The organism is Mesorhizobium sp. M0058, assembly GCF_040323095.1.
In the GTDB taxonomy this organism is placed as follows: Bacteria; Pseudomonadota; Alphaproteobacteria; order Rhizobiales; family Rhizobiaceae; genus Mesorhizobium.
In genome coordinates, this window is the sequence record NZ_JAMYUQ010000009.1 from 112,328 (window position 1) to 129,791 (window position 17,464).

Genomic DNA, 17,464 nt, shown 5'->3' on the forward strand with positions numbered 1-17,464 from the left:
AAACTCAAGGGGTAAAGACTGACCTGCTTCGTACAACAGACCGATCGCCCGGTTTTTCGTGCAAACAGTGCCTGGCGTCGCGGCAAAACGCTGAAAGCAAGGCAGATCAGGGGATCAGTATGGTCGTGCCCGTGGTCTTGCGCCCTTCGAGATCGGCTTGCGCCTTGCCGGCGTCCTTCAGAGCATAACGCTGGTTGATCTTGATCTCGACCGCACCGCTCAACACCACGTCGAACAATGCCGCGGCGGAGACTTCGAGGTCTTCACGCTTGGCGTTGTAGACGAACAAAGTCGGCCTGGTAGCGAACAGCGAGCCCTTCTGCGCCAGCAGCGACATCGAAAATGGCGGGATCGGTCCAGAGGACTGACCGAAAGAGACGAACATGCCGAGCGGCTTCAGACAGTCGAGCGAGGCCGGGAATGTGTCGTTGCCGACCGAATCGTAGACGACGTCACATTTCTTGCCGTCGGTTATGGCGGCGACGCCGGCGACGAAATCCTGCTCCTTGTAGTTGATGACATGGCCGAAGCCATGCGCCTTGGCGAGCTCGATCTTATCGGTTGAGCTTGCCGTGCCGATCACGGTGGCGCCGAGATGTTTTGCCCATTGTCCCAGGATCAGCCCGACGCCGCCGGCGGCGGCATGGAACAGGATGGTGTCGCCTGCCTTCACCTTGAAGGTCCGGCGCAACAGATACTCCGCCGTCATGCCTTTAAGCATCATGCCGGCGGCCTGTTCGTCGCTGATGCGGTCCGGCACCTTGACGACGCGGTCGGCGGCGACGACGCGCTGTTCGGCATAGGCGCCGACGTTGACGGCATAGGCGATGCGGTCGCCCGGCTTCAGCCAGTCGATGCCTGCACCGACCTCGAGAACCACACCTGCCGCCTCGCCGCCGGGGATCAGCGGGAAGCCGCCGGGCGGCGGATAGAGGCCGATGCGGTGATAGACATCGATGAAATTGAGGCCGATCGCGGTGTGCCTGACCAGGATCTGCCCGGCGCCGGGTTGTCCCGGATCGGCGTCTTCATAGGTCAGGACTTCCGGACCGCCATGGGCGTGGATACGGACTGCTTTGGACATTGTGGGCTTTCCTGCGGTCAGGCTTTCTTAGTGTCCGGCTTGGCGCCGAGTTTGGGGAAGAACTGCATGATACCGCCGATGCAGGCGAGGTAAAGTCCGGTGATGGTGATGCCGACCTTGGTAAAGACGCTGACCTGTTCGCCCAAAACGCCGATCTGGTCGTAGAAGGCGGCAAGGGCCGCCTGCGCCAGCGCCAGCGCACCGAAAGCACACCAGAGCAGCGTCATGCCAAGATTAATTGGCCGCAGCCGCACCACCCGCACGGGGTGAATGAAGTTGATCGGCACGAAGGTGAGGATGCCGGCCGCCACGACGACGCCGAAGGACACCCACTGTCCCGGCTCGATGACGAACAGCGTGAACACGACCATGTTCCAGACGACCGGAAAGCCTTTGAAGAAGTTCTCCTTCGTCTTCATTCCGGTGTCGGCATAATAGATGGCGCTGGACACCACGATGATGGCCGCCGACAGGAACGACAGCCCTTCGCCCATGAAGCCGCGCTGGTAGAGTGCGAAGGCCGGGATCAGCACGTAGGTGACATAGTCGATGATGTTGTCGAGGAGTTCGCCCGACCAGGTCGGCAAAATCTCCTTGACCTCGAGCTTGCGGGCGATCGGCCCGTCTATGCCGTCGACGAACAGCGCCAGCCCCAGCCACCAGAACATCGCCGTCCAGCGTTGCTCGCTTGCCGCCACCAGCGACAGGAAGGCCAGGAACGAGCCAGACGCGGTCAACAGATGCACCGAGAATGCCCGCGCCTGCGGCCAGGTGACCTTTTTCTTCGGCCTCGGAATCCGGTCGGTGATCTTTTTGGCGGCGTTTCTGGCCGTTGTGTTCTTGCTCACGGGCCCCGCCAATCCAGTTTGCAGATTTCGGCCGAGCGGCCGGCAAAGTTCCAGTTGCGGCCGAAAGCCCGCATCTTGCTCTTGTCGGACCTGGCCACGATGATCTCCGGCGCGATCCAGTATTCCGAGTTGCCGATCACGGTATCCTTCTCGCGATCCTTGCCGGGAATCGGTGTGACCGCCCCGTCGATGATCTTCGGTATCTGGAAAATGCGGGTCTTGTCACGCGTCTCGTAGGTGATCGGCACCTGCTCGACACCGAGGAACTTGCCGACAAGGATCGACAACAGCGAGGTTGTTCCGCCGGCCTTCCCGGTGAAGATCCTGGTCAGCGCTTTCACCGCGTAGACGGAGGCGCGCTTGTCGATGAACAGGCCTGCGGTCCAGTTGCCGCGGCTCATAAAGCCGGGGATTTCCATGACCAGACCGAGATTGAGGCCGGACAGGTCGACCTCGCCGAAATGGCCTGCGTCGATGCGGAAGCCCGCCCAGGTCTGACAATAACCCTCCGTCGGCGGATGGCTGCCAAGCGACAGCACGCAAGGACAAAAAACCGTGCAATTGCAGGAGAGTACGAGCTCTCCTTTCATTGCCCAGCCTTGCTCTGCCATGGAATTCTCCCCCGTCATGCCGAGACTACTAGCAGGGCGACTACCCAGACAAGCAGTATCGCACCGGCCACTCGGGTTGGAAGGCTGCCGGTGGTCTGTTTTTCGATCAAGGTGAACAGGCCGATCAGCGCCATCCAGAACACGTTCATCGCGCCGACGGCAAACATCACCAGCATCAGCGCCCAGCAGCAGCCGAGGCACCACAGGCCCTGCTTCAGCCCTAGCCGGAAGATGCCACCCGGCTCCGCGCTCCAGTTGGAAAACAGTGTCGAGAACGGGTTCCGGCATTTTGTCAGGCAGGCCTGCTTGAGGCTGCTGAACTGGTAGAGGCCGGCAACCAGCAGCGCGGCCGCCGCGGCAAGGCCGCTCACCGGATCGAGCAATCGAGCGGAGGACGTAAATGCGTGGACGAGCAACGTCAGCACCGCGAAGCCGATAGAGGCGACAAGCCATGTCGAGAGGTAGCCGGCAGCCAGGACCAGCGGATGGGCCACCGGCTCGCCCTTGATGCGGGCGGTGTCGGCGATTTCACAATAGGTACGGATCATCGGCGCCGCCGACGGCAGCATCGTCGCCACGGCCATCAAAAACCACATCACGATCAGCGCCAGAACCGGTGCGCCGCCGGCATCAAGTGGTGCGGGCGTCAGGCACATGCCGAAGAAGCGGTCGAGGACATCCGGCAGCGGCAGTTGCGGCAGATATCGCAGGACCACATGGCCTGGTACGCCGGGGAGCCGGGCTTCGGCGCCGCGGATCGCCATGGCGCCGAGAATGAACCAGGCGAGCAGAATGCCGCCGGCGATGGCGATGTTGACCGTCAGGCGGGGGCTGCGGGCCAGGCTTGCCGTGGCGCGGCCGGCGCGGTCGAGATGGCTGAAATCGTCCTGCTGGCCGGTCATGACAACCGAATGAGCCTAATCGCCGCGTTGATCAAGCCGCATGGTCTGACCTATATCCATGGGTAGACACCTGCATCGCAAACTGGAAGTCCAATTTGGATCATCGCGAGACAGCACGGATACTGGTAGCCGGCAGCGGCCCTGCCGGACTGATCGCGGCGCTCGGTTTCGCCGAGGCGGGCTTTCCGGTAACCCTGGTCGGACCCGAAGCAGGCGGGCCCGATGGCCGGACCACGGCGCTGATGAACCCTGCTCTCAAGGTTCTCAATCGGCTGGGCGTGCTGGCCGAACTTGCGCCGAAGGCCGCGCCGCTGAAGGTGATGCGCATCGTTGATGCGACCAGCCGGCTGATCCGCAGCCCGGTGGTGACTTTTCGCGCCATGGAGATCGGCGAGGAGCAGTTCGGGCTCAACCTGCCCAACAGTGCGCTGAACCCGACGCTGGCCAAGTCCGTCGCGGCCCATCCCGGCATCGAATGGCTGACGTCGATGGTCGAGAGTTGGCGTCTGGACGCCGATCAGGCGCATGCCGTCTTGACTGATGGTCGCGAAGTCTCGGCCGCGCTTGCGGTCGCTGCCGATGGGCGCCTGTCGCCGGCGCGCGAGGCGGCAGGCATAGTGGCCTCGGTGCGATCCTACCGCCAAGCGGCGCTGGTGCTGAATTTCGGCCATCGCAGCGAACACGGCTTCACCTCGACCGAGTTCCACACAGAGACCGGGCCGTTCACCCAGGTGCCGCTGCCCGGCAACCGCTCCAGCCTCGTCTGGGTGGTGAAACCGGAGGCGGCGAAGGACCTCGCCGCACTCGATGACGCGACGCTTTCCGAGCGTGTCGAGCAGCAGATGCAGTCGATGCTGGGCCGGGTGTCGGTCGAGCCCGGCCGACAAATTTACCCGCTTTCAGCGGCATCACCGGGGCGCTTCGCGCAAAACCGTGTGGCGCTGGTCGGCGAGGCTGCACATGTGTTCCCGCCGATCGGGGCCCAAGGTCTAAACCTCGGCATCAGGGACGTCGAGGATCTGATTGGAATCGCACGCGAAAATCGCGGCGACCCTGGCGCCGCAAGGGCTTTGGCCGCCTATGATTCCAGGCGCCGTCCCGACATTCTGGCGCGTTCGGGCGCGGTCAACCTGCTTAACATGTCGTTGCTGTCGGACATGTTGCCGGCGCAGATGGCACGCAGCGCCGGCCTCAATGTGCTCGGCAGTTTCGCGCCGCTGCGCGCCTTTTTCATGCGCGAAGGCTTGAGGCCGGGCAGCGGCTTTGCGGCGCTTACCGGCGGTTCAGGGAAACAGGTCCGGCGGTAAGATGCCGTGGCGGATCATGTAGAGCAGCCCGGTCACCGTCAGCACCGAGAGGCAGGTGGTGATCAGCACGCTGGCCGACGCGCGTTGCACCCAGACGCCATATTGCTGGGCGATGACGAAGACGTTGGTTGCGGTCGGTAATGCCGCCAAAAGCACGGCTGAAAAAACCCAGATTTCGGAAAAGTTCCCGATCCAGCTCAGCACGACGTAGCAGAGCGATGGATGCAGGATCAGCTTCAGCGCCGCGATCGACGCCAACTCATGCGGCCACGCGGTTGAGGGGCCGGAGCGCAAGCGTCACGCCCATGGCAAACAGGGCGCAAGGGGCGGCCGCCCGAGACAGATATTCGAGCAGGCGATCGACCGGCTGCGGTGGGTGAAAGCCGAGATAGGCGGCGCCGACGCCAAGCGCGGTCGCGATGATGAACGGGTGCAGGACGATTTTCCTGACTACGCCGAGGATGAGCCGCCACGGCGATGTCTTGTCGTCGCCCGACAGCGCCATCATCATCGGCGCGATGGCGAAATGCATGATATTTTCGAAGCAGAAGATCAGCGCAACGGGGACCGCCGCTTGTTCGCCGAAGGCGAGCAGCGCCAGCCCCGGCCCCATATAGCCGATATTGCCGTAGGCCGCGGCCAGCGCCTTGATCGTCGACTGGGCTATCTCGCCGCGCGACGCCGTCACCGACCAGACGAACATGATCGAGAAGATCGTGTAGGTGGAAAACACCGAGCCGAAGATGAAACGCCATTCGGTCAACTGTTCGAACGGCGTGCGGGCCAGCAATTGGAAGAACAGGGCAGGAAGCGCGACATAGACGATGAAGGTGTTCATCCAGCCAAGCGCTTCCAGCGGCTGCCTGGTGATGCGCGCGACCAGAAAGCCGATGAAAATCAGCCCGAAGAACGGAAGAACAAGACCGACAATGTCAGACATTTTTGCCCTGGCCCGAAACCCCGGGACCGGGCTAGCCCGTAGCTTCATCGGGCGTCAAGCGCTTCGGCATTGAACTGACACGCTTTCTGCGCCAAATAAAGCCTGATCCCAGACCTAAGTCGGGCTCGATTTTTGGCCACGGTGTGTGTAAATTCAAAGTCTTAGAGCGCTCTTCGCACATTCGAGGGGACGCCGGGCGCTCTAGAGGCTTAGTGGTGAGTATGATGAAAACGGCCAAATTTTCGATCGGACAGGTGGTTCGTCATCGGCTGTTTCCGTTCCGCGGCATCATTTTCGATGTCGATCCGCAATTTGCCAACACCGACGAATGGTACGAAGCCATCCCGGCCGACGTGCGGCCGCGCAAGGACCAGCCGTTCTATCACCTGCTCGCCGAGAATTCGGAAACCGAATACATCGCCTATGTCTCCGAGCAGAACCTGCTCGAGGATCAATCGGGCGAACCGGTCCGGCATCCACAGATCGGCGAGATGTTCGACAAGCGGCCCGACGGACGCTATGAGCCAAAACGCCAGTCGAGACACTGACATCACCTTGCATCGACGTGACGACAACAAAAAAGCGGGGCATGACCCCGCTTTTTGTCGCTCCGGTATCTGTCCCGGCGATTAGTTGGCGGCTTTGGCCTTGGCCTGCTCGTCCTTGAGCTTCTTGGCGAAGTCCTGGTTGTTCTTGACGACGAAATCCTGAAGTTTTTTCTGCCGATCCTCGATGTCCGACTGCTGCAGCGGCGCGCCGTCAAAGGCGCCGCTGAAGCCGGTCAAGGCAACCTTGATTGGATTTGGCTGACTCTGGAAGTTGATCGAGGTCAGCGTGATCGCCTGTCCCTTCTTGAAGGACGCGACGAGCGCGTCGGTCAGCGGCACTTCGGCAACGCAACGGTCGGCGAAGCAAATGACATAATCCAGCTTCGTCGCCTTGCCGGCGTCTATCTGCAGGGCGATGCCGGGGGGCACCAGGCGACCTGGGGGAACCGTGACCTGGAAGACCTTGCGGTTTACCTTGCCCTTCAACTCGATCAGGCTGACCCCGGTGACGAACTGGCCGTTGCCGGCAGTAATGATGTTCTGGACATTGCAGATGTCGACATCTTCCTGCTTGGTGCAGGCCTTGAACCAACCCTGCGGAATCTGTTGCTGTGCCGAAGCGGTGGGAAGTCCGGCGCCCAGAAAGCCGACCACGCCTGCGGCCAGGACCGAAAGGCGGTATGCGTTGCTCAGGCTCGTCATGTCGTGCATTTCCTCTCAAATGATCCCGGGACCGGCTTCTTCGCGCCGTGTGGTCCTGCTACCTGTTGCCGAATTGAGGCAACAGAATGACTTCGGAGCGCGTGTTACACTGCATGAGCAGCCGAATCCAGCCCGCCGCCTGCAATTCTTGGCCTCGCAATTTGGGTCGTGCGATTTGGGTTGATGTATCTGGCCGGAGCGCCGCAGCGCCATGTTAGGGTGCACTCCGAATCATCAAGCCGCCCAGTAAGGAGACGGTCATGGGCCGCATTCTTGTTTGGCTGATCGCCGCAATTTCGTTCTTCGCCTTTGCACCCGGCGTGGCGATGTCGGAACCGAAACATGCCATCGCCATGCAGGGCGAGCCGGCGCTGCCAGCCGACTACCAGCATTTCGACTACGTCAATCCCGATGCGCCCAAGGGCGGCAACATCACTTACTGCGTCGTCGGCAGCTTCGACAATCTGAACCCGTTCATCCTGAAGAGCCTGCGCACCACGGCGCGCGGCATGCAGGACCTCATTTTCGGCAATCTCGTCTTCGAGCCGTTGATGATGCGCAACTACGACGAGGCCTTCAGCCTCTATGGCCTGCTCGCAGACACAGCCGATATGGATCCCGAGCGCAAGTGGATCGAGTTCCATCTCAACCCAAATGCAAAGTGGTCCGATGGCGACCCGGTGACGCCGGATGACGTGCTGTTCACCTACGATGTCTTCACCGACAAGGGCCGCCCGCCCTACAGGGATCGCATGAGCCTGATCGCCAAGCTCGAAAAGACCGGCGATCACAGCGTGCGCTTCACCTTCAACGACAAGGCCAATCGCGAGACCCCCTTGATCATCGCGCTGACGCCGATCATCCCAAAGCACGCCTTCAACAAGGATACCTTCGACAAGACGACGTTGAAGCCGGTGATCGGCAGCGGTCCCTACATCATCGACAAGGTGCAGCCGGGACAGCGCATCGTGTTCAAGCGCAACCCGAATTACTGGGGCAAGGACATCCCTTCCAAGCGCGGCTTCGACAATTACGACCAGATCACCATCGAGTACTTCCTCAACGCCAATGCCAAGACGGAAGCGTTCAAGAAAGGCATCTGCGCCATTTACGATGAGGGCGATCCGGTCAAGCGCGAGCGCGATATCGATTTTCCCGCCTTTCATCGCGGCGAGGTGATCGCCGAGACCTTCGACACCGGCATACCGCCCGTGGTGACCGGCTTCCTGTTCAACACGCGACTGGAGAAGTTTTCCAATCCGGAGGTGCGGCGCGCGCTCGGCATGCTCTACGACTTCGAATGGGCTAACAAGAACCTGTTCGGCGGCAAGTACACGCGCACGATGAGCTACTGGCAGAATTCCGAACTTTCCGCGCTCGGCCATCCCGCCAGCGACAGGGAAAAGGCGCTGCTGGCGCCCTACCCCGGCCGCGTGCCGGCCGATGTCATGGACGGCAGCTGGCGCCCGCCGGTGAATGACGGCACCGGCCAGGACCGCAAGGTGATGAAGGTGGCGTTCGACCTGCTGAAGAGCCAGGGCTACGCCGTTAGGGATGGTGTCCTGCTGGACCCAAAGGGAATTCCCTTCGGTTTCGAGATCCTGACCGCCTCGCAGGACGAGGAACGCTTTGCCGCCATTTATCAGCGCTCGCTGGAAAAGATCGGCATCGCGGTGACCATCCGCAGCCTCGAAGCCGACCAGATCCAGTCGCGCAAGCAGCGTTTCGACTTTGAGGTTCTTGTCGGGTCGAGCGGGTTCAGCAACTCGCTGTCGCCCGGTATGGAGCAGAACCTTCGCTGGGGTTCTTCAGAGGCCAAAAGAGAAGGTTCATTCAATCTGGCCGGCGTCGCCGATCCGGCGGTCGACGCGGCGATCGACGCGATGCTGAGAGCACGGACCAAGGAAGACTATGTCGCCGCCGTGCGCGTGCTCGACCGATTGCTGATCTCCGGCAATTTCATGGTGCCGATGCAGTACAACGCGCAGCAATGGCTCGCTTACTGGAATTACCTGGATCATCCCAAAAAGACTCCCATATTCGGTTATCAATGGCCGACATGGTGGCGCAAGCCGAACTGAGCGTAGCCGAGATCATGCTCGGTAAAACGCTCGGCTGCAGGAGATCAAGATGAGCGATGACAATTCCATTTCCGTCGACGTGGTTTCCGACGTCGTCTGCCCCTGGTGCTTCGTCGGCCAGAAGCGGCTGGATAAAGCGATTGCCGCTGCCGGCGACGTTGAGGTTCATGTGCGCTGGCGGCCGTTCCAGCTCGACCCGACCATCCCGCCCGAGGGCAAGGACCGGCGCGAATACATGCTGGCCAAATTCGGCAGCGACGAGCGCATCCGCCAGATGCATGCCCGCATAGAGCCGCTCGGCGAAGCCGAAGGCATCGATTTCGCTTTCGACGCCATCAAGGTCGCCGCCAACACGCTGGACGCGCATCGTGTCATCCGCTGGGCCGGTGCCGCCGGTGAAGCCGTGCAGAACCGGCTCGTGCGCCGGCTGTTCCAACTGTATTTCGAGAAAGGCGGCAATATTGGCGATCACGCCGTGCTGATCGATGCCGCCCGCGAGGCCGGCATGGACGCTGCCGTGGTCGAAACGCTGTTGCCGACCGATGCCGACGTCGAGGAGGTGCGCACAGAAATCGCCACGGCATCGCGGATGGGGATCACCGGCGTGCCGTGTTTCCTGCTCGAAGGCAAATACGCCGTCATGGGCGCGCAGGACGCCGACACGCTGACTGATGCCATCCGCCAAGTCGCGGTCGCAAAGGCCAAGGGCGAACTGGAAAAGGCCGGCTAGAGCCTGTTCCATCCCGATGGAAATCGGGATGGGCTCTATCTCCTTGTTTGAGCATGATCTCTGGACAAAACGGTTTCCCGTTTGTCCGAGAAAACCGGCAACCACTTTTCGGGATCATGCTCGGGTTATTTCACCGTCACCTTGGCTTTGCTGAGGAAGAATCCGTGGCCGTTGCTGCCCGTGCAGGTCAGTCCCTTGGTTGACGACTGGCAGGTAAACGGCCCTTTGCTCCAGCTGCTTCCGTAAGCCAGCTTCGCCACATCGCTGCAGCAGCCCTGCTCGCCCGGATTCTTGATCAATGTCGCCGGGCCGTTCGGCCCAAGGATCACGGTGACGTAGCTGGGCTCGACGCGCGAACAGCTCAGTTCCGGACCGCCATCCTGTGGCTCGTAGGTGCTGGTGCCGCCCTTCGGCGTGTAGATGCAGCCGATGTTGCCGGACGGCGCATTGAACTCGATTTGCCCTTCGGCGCTTGCCGGAATGGTCTGGCTGCCGGCATGCGCAAGAGGCAGCCAGGCAAAGAGCGTCACGATTGCGGGAACGGCTGCGCTTGCAAGCATTGGGGAGCTTCCTTGTTGGGGACCGGACATGCATTGGTGCCGACAGTGCCCGGCAAGGTTCATTCCAGTGCGCTTGATTGTCAAACGGTGTTGAACTGCAGCTAAAAAGCGCGTGCCACCTCATGAACAGTCGCTTTACAGCAGCGACGATCTTGCGTGCCCAACCATGATGGCCGGTGAGATGATTCGGGCGGCCTGGGGCGATCATGGACGGCAATTTTTCGGGCGATCCGGTTAGCGCGCGGTGGGAAAACCGGCCGACGGGCAGGCCTTTTGGTCACAAAGCCGTGTATGAGCCTTCCCTCAGGGAATATATTCGCACATCTGAACGTTCTCGCAACACATTGAAATAAAGGACAAATTTGGCCCAAAGACGGCGATCTCGCAGCGCCAACTGTTGCCTCATGGCAACGGCGGGTGGGCTGCTTCACATCCGCCGGGATAAAATTCATAGAAAATGATCAATTGGTGTTACTATCCGTAACAAAACTAAAAAAGGTTTGGGCGGGATTGTGATTCGGGTCGACAGACCGCGACGTTCAATATCGGCACTTTGGAACCGCGACGCCCCCGTCGGGCCGTCGCCCCTGACGCCAGTATCGTCGATGCGGACCTTCTGGGGACTGATGCGGGCCTACTGGTTCTCGGACCGGTGGAGGGAGGCCTGGGCTCTCACCGTCGTCCTCGCACTCATCATAGCCCTGTCGAGCAAGGCCGACGTTTGGTTTACCGTGTTGGCGGGCGAACTGGCAGCCTCAATCGCTTTTTTTCACGACGCCGCGAATACCACGCCCCTTGAATCGGTGCTTACCAATGCCGGCCTGCTTGTGCTGCTGGTCGTGTTCAAGGACATGGGAATCATAGGCGCCTGCAAATTTGTATCGGCGACATTGCATCGCAAATGGCGCGCCTGGTTGAACGCGCGTTTCAATGCGGCGCTGCTCGATACCAACCATACGCACTACCACGCTCAGAATGGCTCGCCAGATGCGCCAGCGCCCGACAACATCGATCAGCGCGTGCAGGAATCCATCAAAGACATGGCGGGCGGCGCCATCGGGCTTGCCCAAGGTGTCTTCGGCGTCTTCACCTCACTTTATTTTGTCGGCGGCGCTTTGCTGGCGAATTCCGTGGAGGTAAAAGGCCTGGATGCCCTCGGCAGCTATGGCAGCGCCGTCCTCGCTCTCCTGGCGGTTGCCATCTACGTGCCGGTCAATACCTGGATCGCGATCAAACTCGGCGGAATGCTGGAGTGGCTCAACGTCAGGATGCAGAAGGCCGAAGGCACCTATCGCAGCGAACTGATCACCTTGTTGCGCCGCAGTTTCCATGTGTCGGCGTCGCAAGGCGAAGACGTGCAAAAGACGATACATGGACGGCTCTATCTCGATATCGATACCACCTGGTCGAAGCTCAACATCGTCAACACCCTCTATGCGGGATTCGAATCGGTCTATAATTTTGTCGGGGCCAAAGTTGTCGCCTACGGACCTGGTCTGGTGCCGTTCATCCACAACGGCGTCGACCTCAAGGGCTACATAACCGGTTCCGAGCAGGTCAACGCGCTGATCAGCAAATGTTCCTGGTTCATCCATGTCATGCCGAGTCTCGCCACGTTGCGGGCCAACAGCCAGCGCGTCATTGAGTTGGCGAACGCCATCGAAAACGTCCAGCAGCCGCAAGACTTCTACAGCCAGACCGGCCAGTCCGACTTCCACTATGCCAGCCAGAACCCCGTCTTCGGCCTGACCATCCAGAAGCTCGAACTGGCGCATCAGGGCGAGGACGCCACGCCATTCCTGAGTGCTGCCAATCTGCGCTTCCGGCGCGGCGAGTGGGCATTCCTCAAGGGCGAATCCGGCTGCGGCAAGACTTCACTGATCAAGGCGATCAACGGCCTGTGGCCCTATGGCCGCGGCACCATCGTCTTCCCTGACGGTGTGAAGAGTTTCTATGCCGCCCAGGAGGTCAAGCTGCAGCAGGTGTCGCTGAAGCAGCTGGTATCCCTGCCCGGCTCCGAGCAGGACTATGGCGATGCGCAAGTGGCGTCTGCCCTGCACAAGGCGGGCCTTGGCGACTTCATCGAACACATGGCCGATGAAAGCCGCGAGGGAAAGATCTGGGACCAGCTGCTGTCGGGCGGCCAGAAGCAGAAGCTGGTGGTGGCCCGCATCGTGCTGCAGCAACCGGGACTGCTGTTCCTCGACGAAGCGACCGGCGCGCTCGATCCCGATGGCAAGATTGCCTTCCATCAGGCGATCAAGGACAATTGTCCCGATGTCACGGTGATCAGCATCATGCACGAGGCGGTGGCGCCACGCTCGGCCTCGGGCGTAGAATTCTATCACAGCGTGGTCGCGATCGCCGACGGCGTCGCCACCAAGAGGCCGCTTGTTCCGAACCTGCCGCGCGAGCTCACCACCATCCTTACGCAGCCGCGGCCGGTCGAGGACAAATGGATGCGTTTTTCACGCCGGCTGAAGCAGAAATAGCAGCCGCGCCGAAGCGCGTTCCGCCACTGGCGGCGGGGCACTCGCTCCCTCCCCCTTCAATAATCATCACAGTCTCGCGATTGGGCCGGCTCCCGGCTGTTTTCCGCCACTCCCGCGATTGACTCGCCAAGATGCGCTCCTATGTTGCGCCCGCTCGCTGAATTCCAACTCGAACCGCGAGCAGAAAGGTCACCGCGCCATGCCTGGCGACAGTAGTCGAACGCAACCGCCGTCCGCCTCGATGTGACCTCTAACGGCTCACGTCCCGCCGGACGGCAAGGAGTGAGCCATGAACGAATTTACCCCCGTCGTAGCGGGCGACGATGCCGTCGCTATCGCCCGTATCCTTGCCAATGATCACGTCGCCGATGTCGTCGAGGCCCTGAACCGGGAATCTCGCGATACCGCGATAGAACTGCTTTGCGAAATGCCGTTCGAGCGGCTCGTCGAGATCTTCGACCAGCCTGAACTCGACGGCGCCTCCGATCTGGCCGAGGCGCTGCCGCGCGCCAAGGCGTGCAAGCTCCTGACCGCCATGTCGGTCGACCGCGCCGCCGATATCCTGCGCGAACTGGACGAACCGGCGCGCTCCAGCTGCTCGGCGGGTTGGTCCCGCCGCTGCGGGCAACGCTGCTTTCCATTCTCGGTTATCCCGAAGGCAGCGCCGCCTCGATCATGACGACCGAATTCGTCAGCGTGCCGTCGGACTGGACCGTCGGGCGCACGCTCGACTACATCCGCAAGGTGGAGCGGACGCGGGAGACCGTCTACGCCATCTACATCGTCGATCCAGACACGCATGTGCTGGTGCGCTCGACCGGCCTGCGCCGGCTGATCACCGGCGAGCCGGACGATCCGATCCTGTCGGTGGCGCCGGATCGCGCGCCGGTGACGGTGACGCCGCTGACCGATTGCGAAACACTGGCGCAGACGATCTCCAAATACGACCTGCTCGCGGTTCCCGTCGTCGACCACGGCAAGATCCTCGGCATCGTCACCATCGACGACATCATCGACACCATGATCGAGGAGACGACCGAGGACGCGCATCGCTTCGGCGGCATGGAGGCGCTCGACGAGCCCTACATGAAGATGAGCTTTCTCGCCATGATCAAGAAGCGCGGCGGCTGGCTGTGCGCGCTGTTCATCTCGGAGATGCTGACCGCCAACGCCATGCAAAGCTATGAAGGCGAACTGGAGAAGGCGATCGTGCTCACCCTGTTCATCCCGCTGATCATGAGCTCGGGCGGCAATTCCGGTTCGCAGGCGACCTCGCTCGTCATTCGCGCGCTGGCGCTGCGCGAGATCGGCCTTCGCGACTGGTGGCGGGTGGCGTTGCGCGAATTGCCCACCGGCTTCGTGCTCGGCGCCATGCTTGGCGTGGTCGGCATCTGCCGCATCGCGCTCTGGCAATATATGGGCTTCTACGATTATGGGCCGCATTGGCCGCTGATCGCGGCGACCGTGGGGGCAGCACTCGTCGGCATCGTCACCTTCGGCTCGCTGTCGGGGTCGATGCTGCCGTTCGCGCTGAAACGGATCGGCTTCGATCCGGCGAGCGCCTCGGCGCCGTTCGTCGCCACGCTGGTCGATGTCACCGGCCTGGTGATCTATTTCTCGGTGGCGCTGGTCATCCTGCGCGGCACTTTGTTGTAATAAGCTTCAGGCGTCCCATCGCGGTGGCAACAGCGGCTGCGATGGGATGGGGGTATTCAAGATGGAGCGCGCGGGCATCAATCGACCCGCACGCCGTCCTTCACGCGGTAGGTCGGCTTGTACATGGTGACCAGTTCCTCCGCTGCCGTGGGGTGGACGGCCATGGTGCGGTCGAAATCATCCTTGGTGACGCCGGCCTTCAGCGGAATGCCGAGCAACTGCGCCATCTCGCCGGCGTCCGGCCCGAGGATGTGCGCGCCGAGCACTTTTCGCGTGGCGCCGTCGACCACCAGCTTCGTCAGCATCTTTTCGTCGCGGCCCGACAGCGTGTGCCGCATCGGCCGGAATGTGGCGCGGTAGATTTCGATATCGGAGTAGCGCTTGACGGCATCGTCCTCGGACAGCCCGACGGTGCCGATCTCCGGCTGTGAGAAGACGGCGGTCGGGATGGTGTCGTGGTCGGGCGCGGTCGGATTGCCCTTGAATGCGGTCTCGATGAAACACATGGCCTCGTGGATCGCCACAGGCGTCAACTGCACGCGGTTGGTGACGTCGCCGATCGCCCAGATGTTGTCGATGTTGGTGCGGGAAAATTCGTCGACAACGATGGCGCCGGTTAAGCCGAGCTCGATGCCGACGCCTTCCAGGCCCATATTCTCGGTGTTGGGGAGGCGGCCGATGGCGAGCATGACCTGGTCGACGGTCAGCACCTTGCCGCCGGTGACCAACGCATCCAGCCTGCCGTCCGGCCGTTTGCGGACCCATTCCGACACGGCGTGGCAGAGGATCTTGATCCCCTTCTTTTCCATGGTTTCGTGCAACATGTGCCGCAGGTCCATGTCGAAGCGTGACAGTATCTCCTTGCCGCGATAGACCAGCGTGGTGTCGACGCCCAAGCCGTGGAAGATATTGGCGAATTCGACGGCGATGTAGCCGCCGCCCTCGATCATGATCGCCTTCGGCAGTTGCTTGAGGTCGAAAACCTCATTGGAAAAGATGCAATGCTCGTGACCGGGCAGCGCCGGGTGCGGCGCCGGCCGGCCGCCGGTGGCGATCAGGATCTGGTCGGCGGTGACGGTGCGGTCATCGCCCAGGAGATGCACGACATGCGGGTCGACCAGCATGGCGCGCGAGTGGAACGTCTCGCCGCCGGCGCCTTTCACGTTCTTTTCGTAGATCGCTTCCAGACGGGCGATCTCGCGGTCCTTGTTGGCGACCAGCGTCGGCCAGTCGAAGCTCGCCTCCGGCACCGTCCAGCCATAGCCGGCGGCGTCGGCAAAATGCTCGGGAAATTGCGAGGCATAGACATAGAGTTTTTTCGGCACGCAGCCACGCATGACGCAGGTGCCGCCATAGCGGTATTCCTCGGCGATGCCGACACGCTTGCCGAGCGCTGCCGCCAAGCGCGCCGCCCTCACCCCGCCGGAGCCGCCGCCGATGACGAAGAGATCGTAGTCGTAACCGGCCATGCTGCTGTTCCTTGCCCCAAGAAATGTTTGAGACAGGTAGGCTGCATGAAGCCAAAAGAAAAGCCCGGTTTCCACCGGGCTTTCTGGTCCAGCGGCAAGGATGCCGGTGGCGAAATCAGACGTCTTAGTTCTTCGGCGCTTCCGGCTGGTCACCGTCTGCGGGCGCATCGCCGTCGGCAGGTGCAGCGCCATCGGCGGGGGCAGTTGCGCTATCCGGCGCAGGCGCGGCCGGAGCAGCGGCCTTCGCGGCGGCTGCCAGCGTTTCGCCGACCTGCTGGGCGAGATCGCGCGCCAGGCCGTTCTGCCAGATGTCGGCGGCCTTCACCAGTTCGCGCGTCACGTTGGGGCCGTTGTCGAGCAGCTTCTTGCCGGCATCGGAATTGTAAAAGGCGGCGATGTCGGTGAGATCCTTCTCGGAGAACACCTTGGCATAGGCGAGCGCTGCTTCCTTCTCCAGATCGGCACGGCGCGAGGCCAGCGCCAGTGCCTTTTCGCTGACGGTCTTGCCGATCAGCTCCTGCATATCAGGGTTCTTCTGGATGAGCTGCTGCTCGAGCGAGGCCGCCGCTTGCGGCAGGATGTTGTCGAACGAGTCGGTCGCGTGGATTGCCGTGACCGCCGCCCGTGCCGCCTTCAGATGCGATTCCGTGATCTCCTGCGAGAACGCCGGGGAAGAGAAGGCGAAAACGGCCGAAGCCGCCAGAACGGCGCAAAGATTGCGAACCCGGTTATGCAACATCATGATCGGTAGAACTCCCTGGTTTTCGGGCGGCATGGACTGTTTGGATGCCGTCGCCGCCGGCGATGATGGCCGCTGACGCCAGCCCGATGAAAAGACCATGCTCGACCACACCAGGAATGGCATGGAGAGCATTAGAAAGCGCTCTTGTATCCGGAATGCGGCCAAAAGATGCATCGAGGATAAAATGGCCGCCGTCTGTAACAAAAGGCTGGCCCCCCGTCATCCTCAATGTAACCGGGCCGGAAAGGCCGAGACTTTTGGCCGCTGCCGCGACCGCGATTTCGGTCGCGCACAGGCCGAATTGGTTGACTTCGATCGGCAAGGGAAACCGGCCAAGGGTGTCGACCATCTTCGAGCGATCGGCAATGACGATCATGCGCTGAGATGCCGCCGCGACGATCTTCTCGCGCAGCAGCGCGCCGCCGCCGCCCTTGATCAGTGTCAGCGCCGCGTCGATCTCGTCGGCGCCGTCGACGGTAAGGTCGAGCTCGGGCGTTTCCTCAAGCGTCGACAGCGGCACGCCAAGTTCGCGGCAAAGGGCTGCGGTGCGCTCCGACGTCGGCACGCCGATGACGGACAAGCCGGTGGCGATCTTTTCGGCCAGCAGCCGCACGAATTCGTCGGCCGTCGTCCCGGTGCCGATGCCGATGCGCATGCCGTCGCTGACATGGGCAAGGGCTGCCCGCGCGGCCTCGACTTTCAACTGCCTCGCATCCATGCTCGCCCCAGGGGTTTGGCTTGGTTCTGATTTTTCTGGATGCGCGCTCCTAGCACTTTTGCCCGCAGGGTCAA

14 protein-coding genes and 2 pseudogenes are annotated in these 17,464 nt (G+C 61.8%); 6 read left to right on the top strand and 10 right to left on the bottom strand.

Features of this window, described 5'->3' with window-relative positions; genetic code table 11:
• Nucleotides 1–106: 106 nt before the first annotated feature.
• From NKJ75_RS17135 to NKJ75_RS17150, 4 genes are read right to left on the bottom strand one after another with little or no spacing between them, the layout of a single operon-like run.
• Nucleotides 107–1,084 carry a quinone oxidoreductase family protein gene (locus NKJ75_RS17135; RefSeq protein ID WP_023745058.1) on the bottom strand — a complete coding sequence of 326 codons (978 nt, stop codon included), beginning with the start codon at nt 1,082–1,084 and terminating at the stop codon, nt 107–109.
• 17 nt (nt 1,085–1,101) lie between these two features.
• Nucleotides 1,102–1,932 (bottom strand): phosphatidylcholine synthase, encoded by an 831-nt coding sequence (gene pcsA / locus NKJ75_RS17140; RefSeq protein WP_023668966.1) that lies wholly within the window; start codon nt 1,930–1,932, stop codon nt 1,102–1,104.
• The gene (locus NKJ75_RS17145; RefSeq protein ID WP_023835085.1) at nt 1,929–2,543 is read right to left on the bottom strand and encodes a DUF1326 domain-containing protein; all 615 of its coding nucleotides are present in this window, start codon (nt 2,541–2,543) and stop codon (nt 1,929–1,931) included. Before NKJ75_RS17145 ends, pcsA begins: the two co-directional genes overlap by 4 nt.
• Before the next feature lie 14 nt (nt 2,544–2,557).
• Nucleotides 2,558–3,445 carry a DUF2182 domain-containing protein gene (locus tag NKJ75_RS17150; protein ID WP_023835084.1) on the bottom strand — a complete coding sequence of 296 codons (888 nt, stop codon included), beginning with the start codon at nt 3,443–3,445 and terminating at the stop codon, nt 2,558–2,560.
• Between the two features lie 95 nt (nt 3,446–3,540).
• On the opposite strand from NKJ75_RS17150, the gene NKJ75_RS17155 reads away from it, so the two are divergent.
• Nucleotides 3,541–4,752: a UbiH/UbiF family hydroxylase gene (locus NKJ75_RS17155; RefSeq protein WP_023835083.1), complete on the top strand. Its 1,212-nt coding sequence runs from the start codon at nt 3,541–3,543 to the stop codon at nt 4,750–4,752.
• On the opposite strand, the pseudogene NKJ75_RS17160 reads toward NKJ75_RS17155, so the two are convergent.
• Nucleotides 4,729–5,692 (bottom strand): annotated as a pseudogene (locus NKJ75_RS17160) (AEC family transporter). The gene NKJ75_RS17155 and the pseudogene NKJ75_RS17160 sit on opposite strands and share 24 nt — an antisense overlap.
• Nucleotides 5,693–5,916: 224 nt before the next feature.
• On the opposite strand from NKJ75_RS17160, the gene hspQ reads away from it, so the two are divergent.
• Nucleotides 5,917–6,240, top strand: coding sequence for a heat shock protein HspQ (hspQ, locus tag NKJ75_RS17165; protein WP_023668971.1), 324 nt, complete (start codon nt 5,917–5,919; stop codon nt 6,238–6,240).
• Nucleotides 6,241–6,321: 81 nt separating this feature from the next.
• Here the strand turns inward: hspQ and NKJ75_RS17170 are convergent, their stop codons facing one another.
• On the bottom strand, nt 6,322–6,942 hold the full coding sequence (locus NKJ75_RS17170; protein WP_023835082.1) for an invasion associated locus B family protein: 621 nt from the start codon (nt 6,940–6,942) through the stop codon (nt 6,322–6,324).
• A 260-nt stretch (nt 6,943–7,202) separates the two neighbouring features.
• Between NKJ75_RS17170 and NKJ75_RS17175 the strand changes: the two genes are divergently transcribed.
• Both NKJ75_RS17175 and NKJ75_RS17180 read left to right on the top strand, forming a co-directional pair.
• Complete coding sequence (locus tag NKJ75_RS17175; RefSeq protein ID WP_023835081.1) at nt 7,203–9,023, top strand: extracellular solute-binding protein; 1,821 nt, start codon at nt 7,203–7,205, stop codon at nt 9,021–9,023.
• Between the two features lie 49 nt (nt 9,024–9,072).
• Complete coding sequence (locus NKJ75_RS17180) at nt 9,073–9,753, top strand: DsbA family oxidoreductase (protein WP_023835080.1); 681 nt, start codon at nt 9,073–9,075, stop codon at nt 9,751–9,753.
• 125 nt (nt 9,754–9,878) lie between these two features.
• Here the strand turns inward: NKJ75_RS17180 and NKJ75_RS17185 are convergent, their stop codons facing one another.
• On the bottom strand, nt 9,879–10,313 hold the full coding sequence (locus NKJ75_RS17185) for a hypothetical protein (RefSeq protein ID WP_023750697.1): 435 nt from the start codon (nt 10,311–10,313) through the stop codon (nt 9,879–9,881).
• Between the two features lie 605 nt (nt 10,314–10,918).
• Here NKJ75_RS17185 and NKJ75_RS17190 point away from each other — a divergent pair.
• On the top strand, nt 10,919–12,805 hold the full coding sequence (locus NKJ75_RS17190) for an ABC transporter ATP-binding protein/permease (RefSeq protein ID WP_023835079.1): 1,887 nt from the start codon (nt 10,919–10,921) through the stop codon (nt 12,803–12,805).
• Nucleotides 12,806–13,094: 289 nt separating this feature from the next.
• Nucleotides 13,095–14,461, top strand: a pseudogene (gene mgtE, locus NKJ75_RS17195) (magnesium transporter).
• 77 nt (nt 14,462–14,538) lie between these two features.
• Here mgtE and gor read toward each other — a convergent pair.
• The 3 genes from gor to rpiA all read right to left on the bottom strand — a co-directional run bounded on the left by gor (nt 14,539) and on the right by rpiA (nt 17,390).
• On the bottom strand, nt 14,539–15,930 hold the full coding sequence (gene gor / locus NKJ75_RS17200) for a glutathione-disulfide reductase (RefSeq protein ID WP_352499979.1): 1,392 nt from the start codon (nt 15,928–15,930) through the stop codon (nt 14,539–14,541).
• 124 nt (nt 15,931–16,054) lie between these two features.
• Nucleotides 16,055–16,672, bottom strand: a complete 618-nt coding sequence (locus tag NKJ75_RS17205; protein ID WP_023835078.1) for a DUF2059 domain-containing protein — start codon at nt 16,670–16,672, stop codon at nt 16,055–16,057.
• Entirely contained in the window at nt 16,659–17,390 is a 732-nt protein-coding gene (rpiA, locus tag NKJ75_RS17210) for a ribose-5-phosphate isomerase RpiA (protein ID WP_023820739.1), read from the bottom strand. Before rpiA ends, NKJ75_RS17205 begins: the two co-directional genes overlap by 14 nt.
• Between the last annotated feature and the right edge of the window lie 74 nt (nt 17,391–17,464).

What these genes read in the sequence shown, in the direction of transcription:
- NKJ75_RS17185 (WP_023750697.1), bottom strand. Translation starts at nt 10,313, where the DNA reads ATGCTTGCAAGCGCAGCCGTTCCCGCAATCGTGACGCTCTTTGCCTGG.
- NKJ75_RS17170 (WP_023835082.1), bottom strand. Translation starts at nt 6,942, where the DNA reads ATGACGAGCCTGAGCAACGCATACCGCCTTTCGGTCCTGGCCGCAGGC.
- NKJ75_RS17180 (WP_023835080.1), top strand. Translation starts at nt 9,073, where the DNA reads ATGAGCGATGACAATTCCATTTCCGTCGACGTGGTTTCCGACGTCGTC.
- NKJ75_RS17150 (WP_023835084.1), bottom strand. Translation starts at nt 3,445, where the DNA reads ATGACCGGCCAGCAGGACGATTTCAGCCATCTCGACCGCGCCGGCCGC.
- NKJ75_RS17175 (WP_023835081.1), top strand. Translation starts at nt 7,203, where the DNA reads ATGGGCCGCATTCTTGTTTGGCTGATCGCCGCAATTTCGTTCTTCGCC.
- NKJ75_RS17145 (WP_023835085.1), bottom strand. Translation starts at nt 2,543, where the DNA reads ATGGCAGAGCAAGGCTGGGCAATGAAAGGAGAGCTCGTACTCTCCTGC.
- NKJ75_RS17205 (WP_023835078.1), bottom strand. Translation starts at nt 16,672, where the DNA reads ATGATGTTGCATAACCGGGTTCGCAATCTTTGCGCCGTTCTGGCGGCT.
- hspQ (WP_023668971.1), top strand. Translation starts at nt 5,917, where the DNA reads ATGAAAACGGCCAAATTTTCGATCGGACAGGTGGTTCGTCATCGGCTG.
- gor (WP_352499979.1), bottom strand. Translation starts at nt 15,930, where the DNA reads ATGGCCGGTTACGACTACGATCTCTTCGTCATCGGCGGCGGCTCCGGC.
- rpiA (WP_023820739.1), bottom strand. Translation starts at nt 17,390, where the DNA reads ATGGATGCGAGGCAGTTGAAAGTCGAGGCCGCGCGGGCAGCCCTTGCC.
- NKJ75_RS17135 (WP_023745058.1), bottom strand. Translation starts at nt 1,084, where the DNA reads ATGTCCAAAGCAGTCCGTATCCACGCCCATGGCGGTCCGGAAGTCCTG.
- NKJ75_RS17190 (WP_023835079.1), top strand. Translation starts at nt 10,919, where the DNA reads ATGCGGACCTTCTGGGGACTGATGCGGGCCTACTGGTTCTCGGACCGG.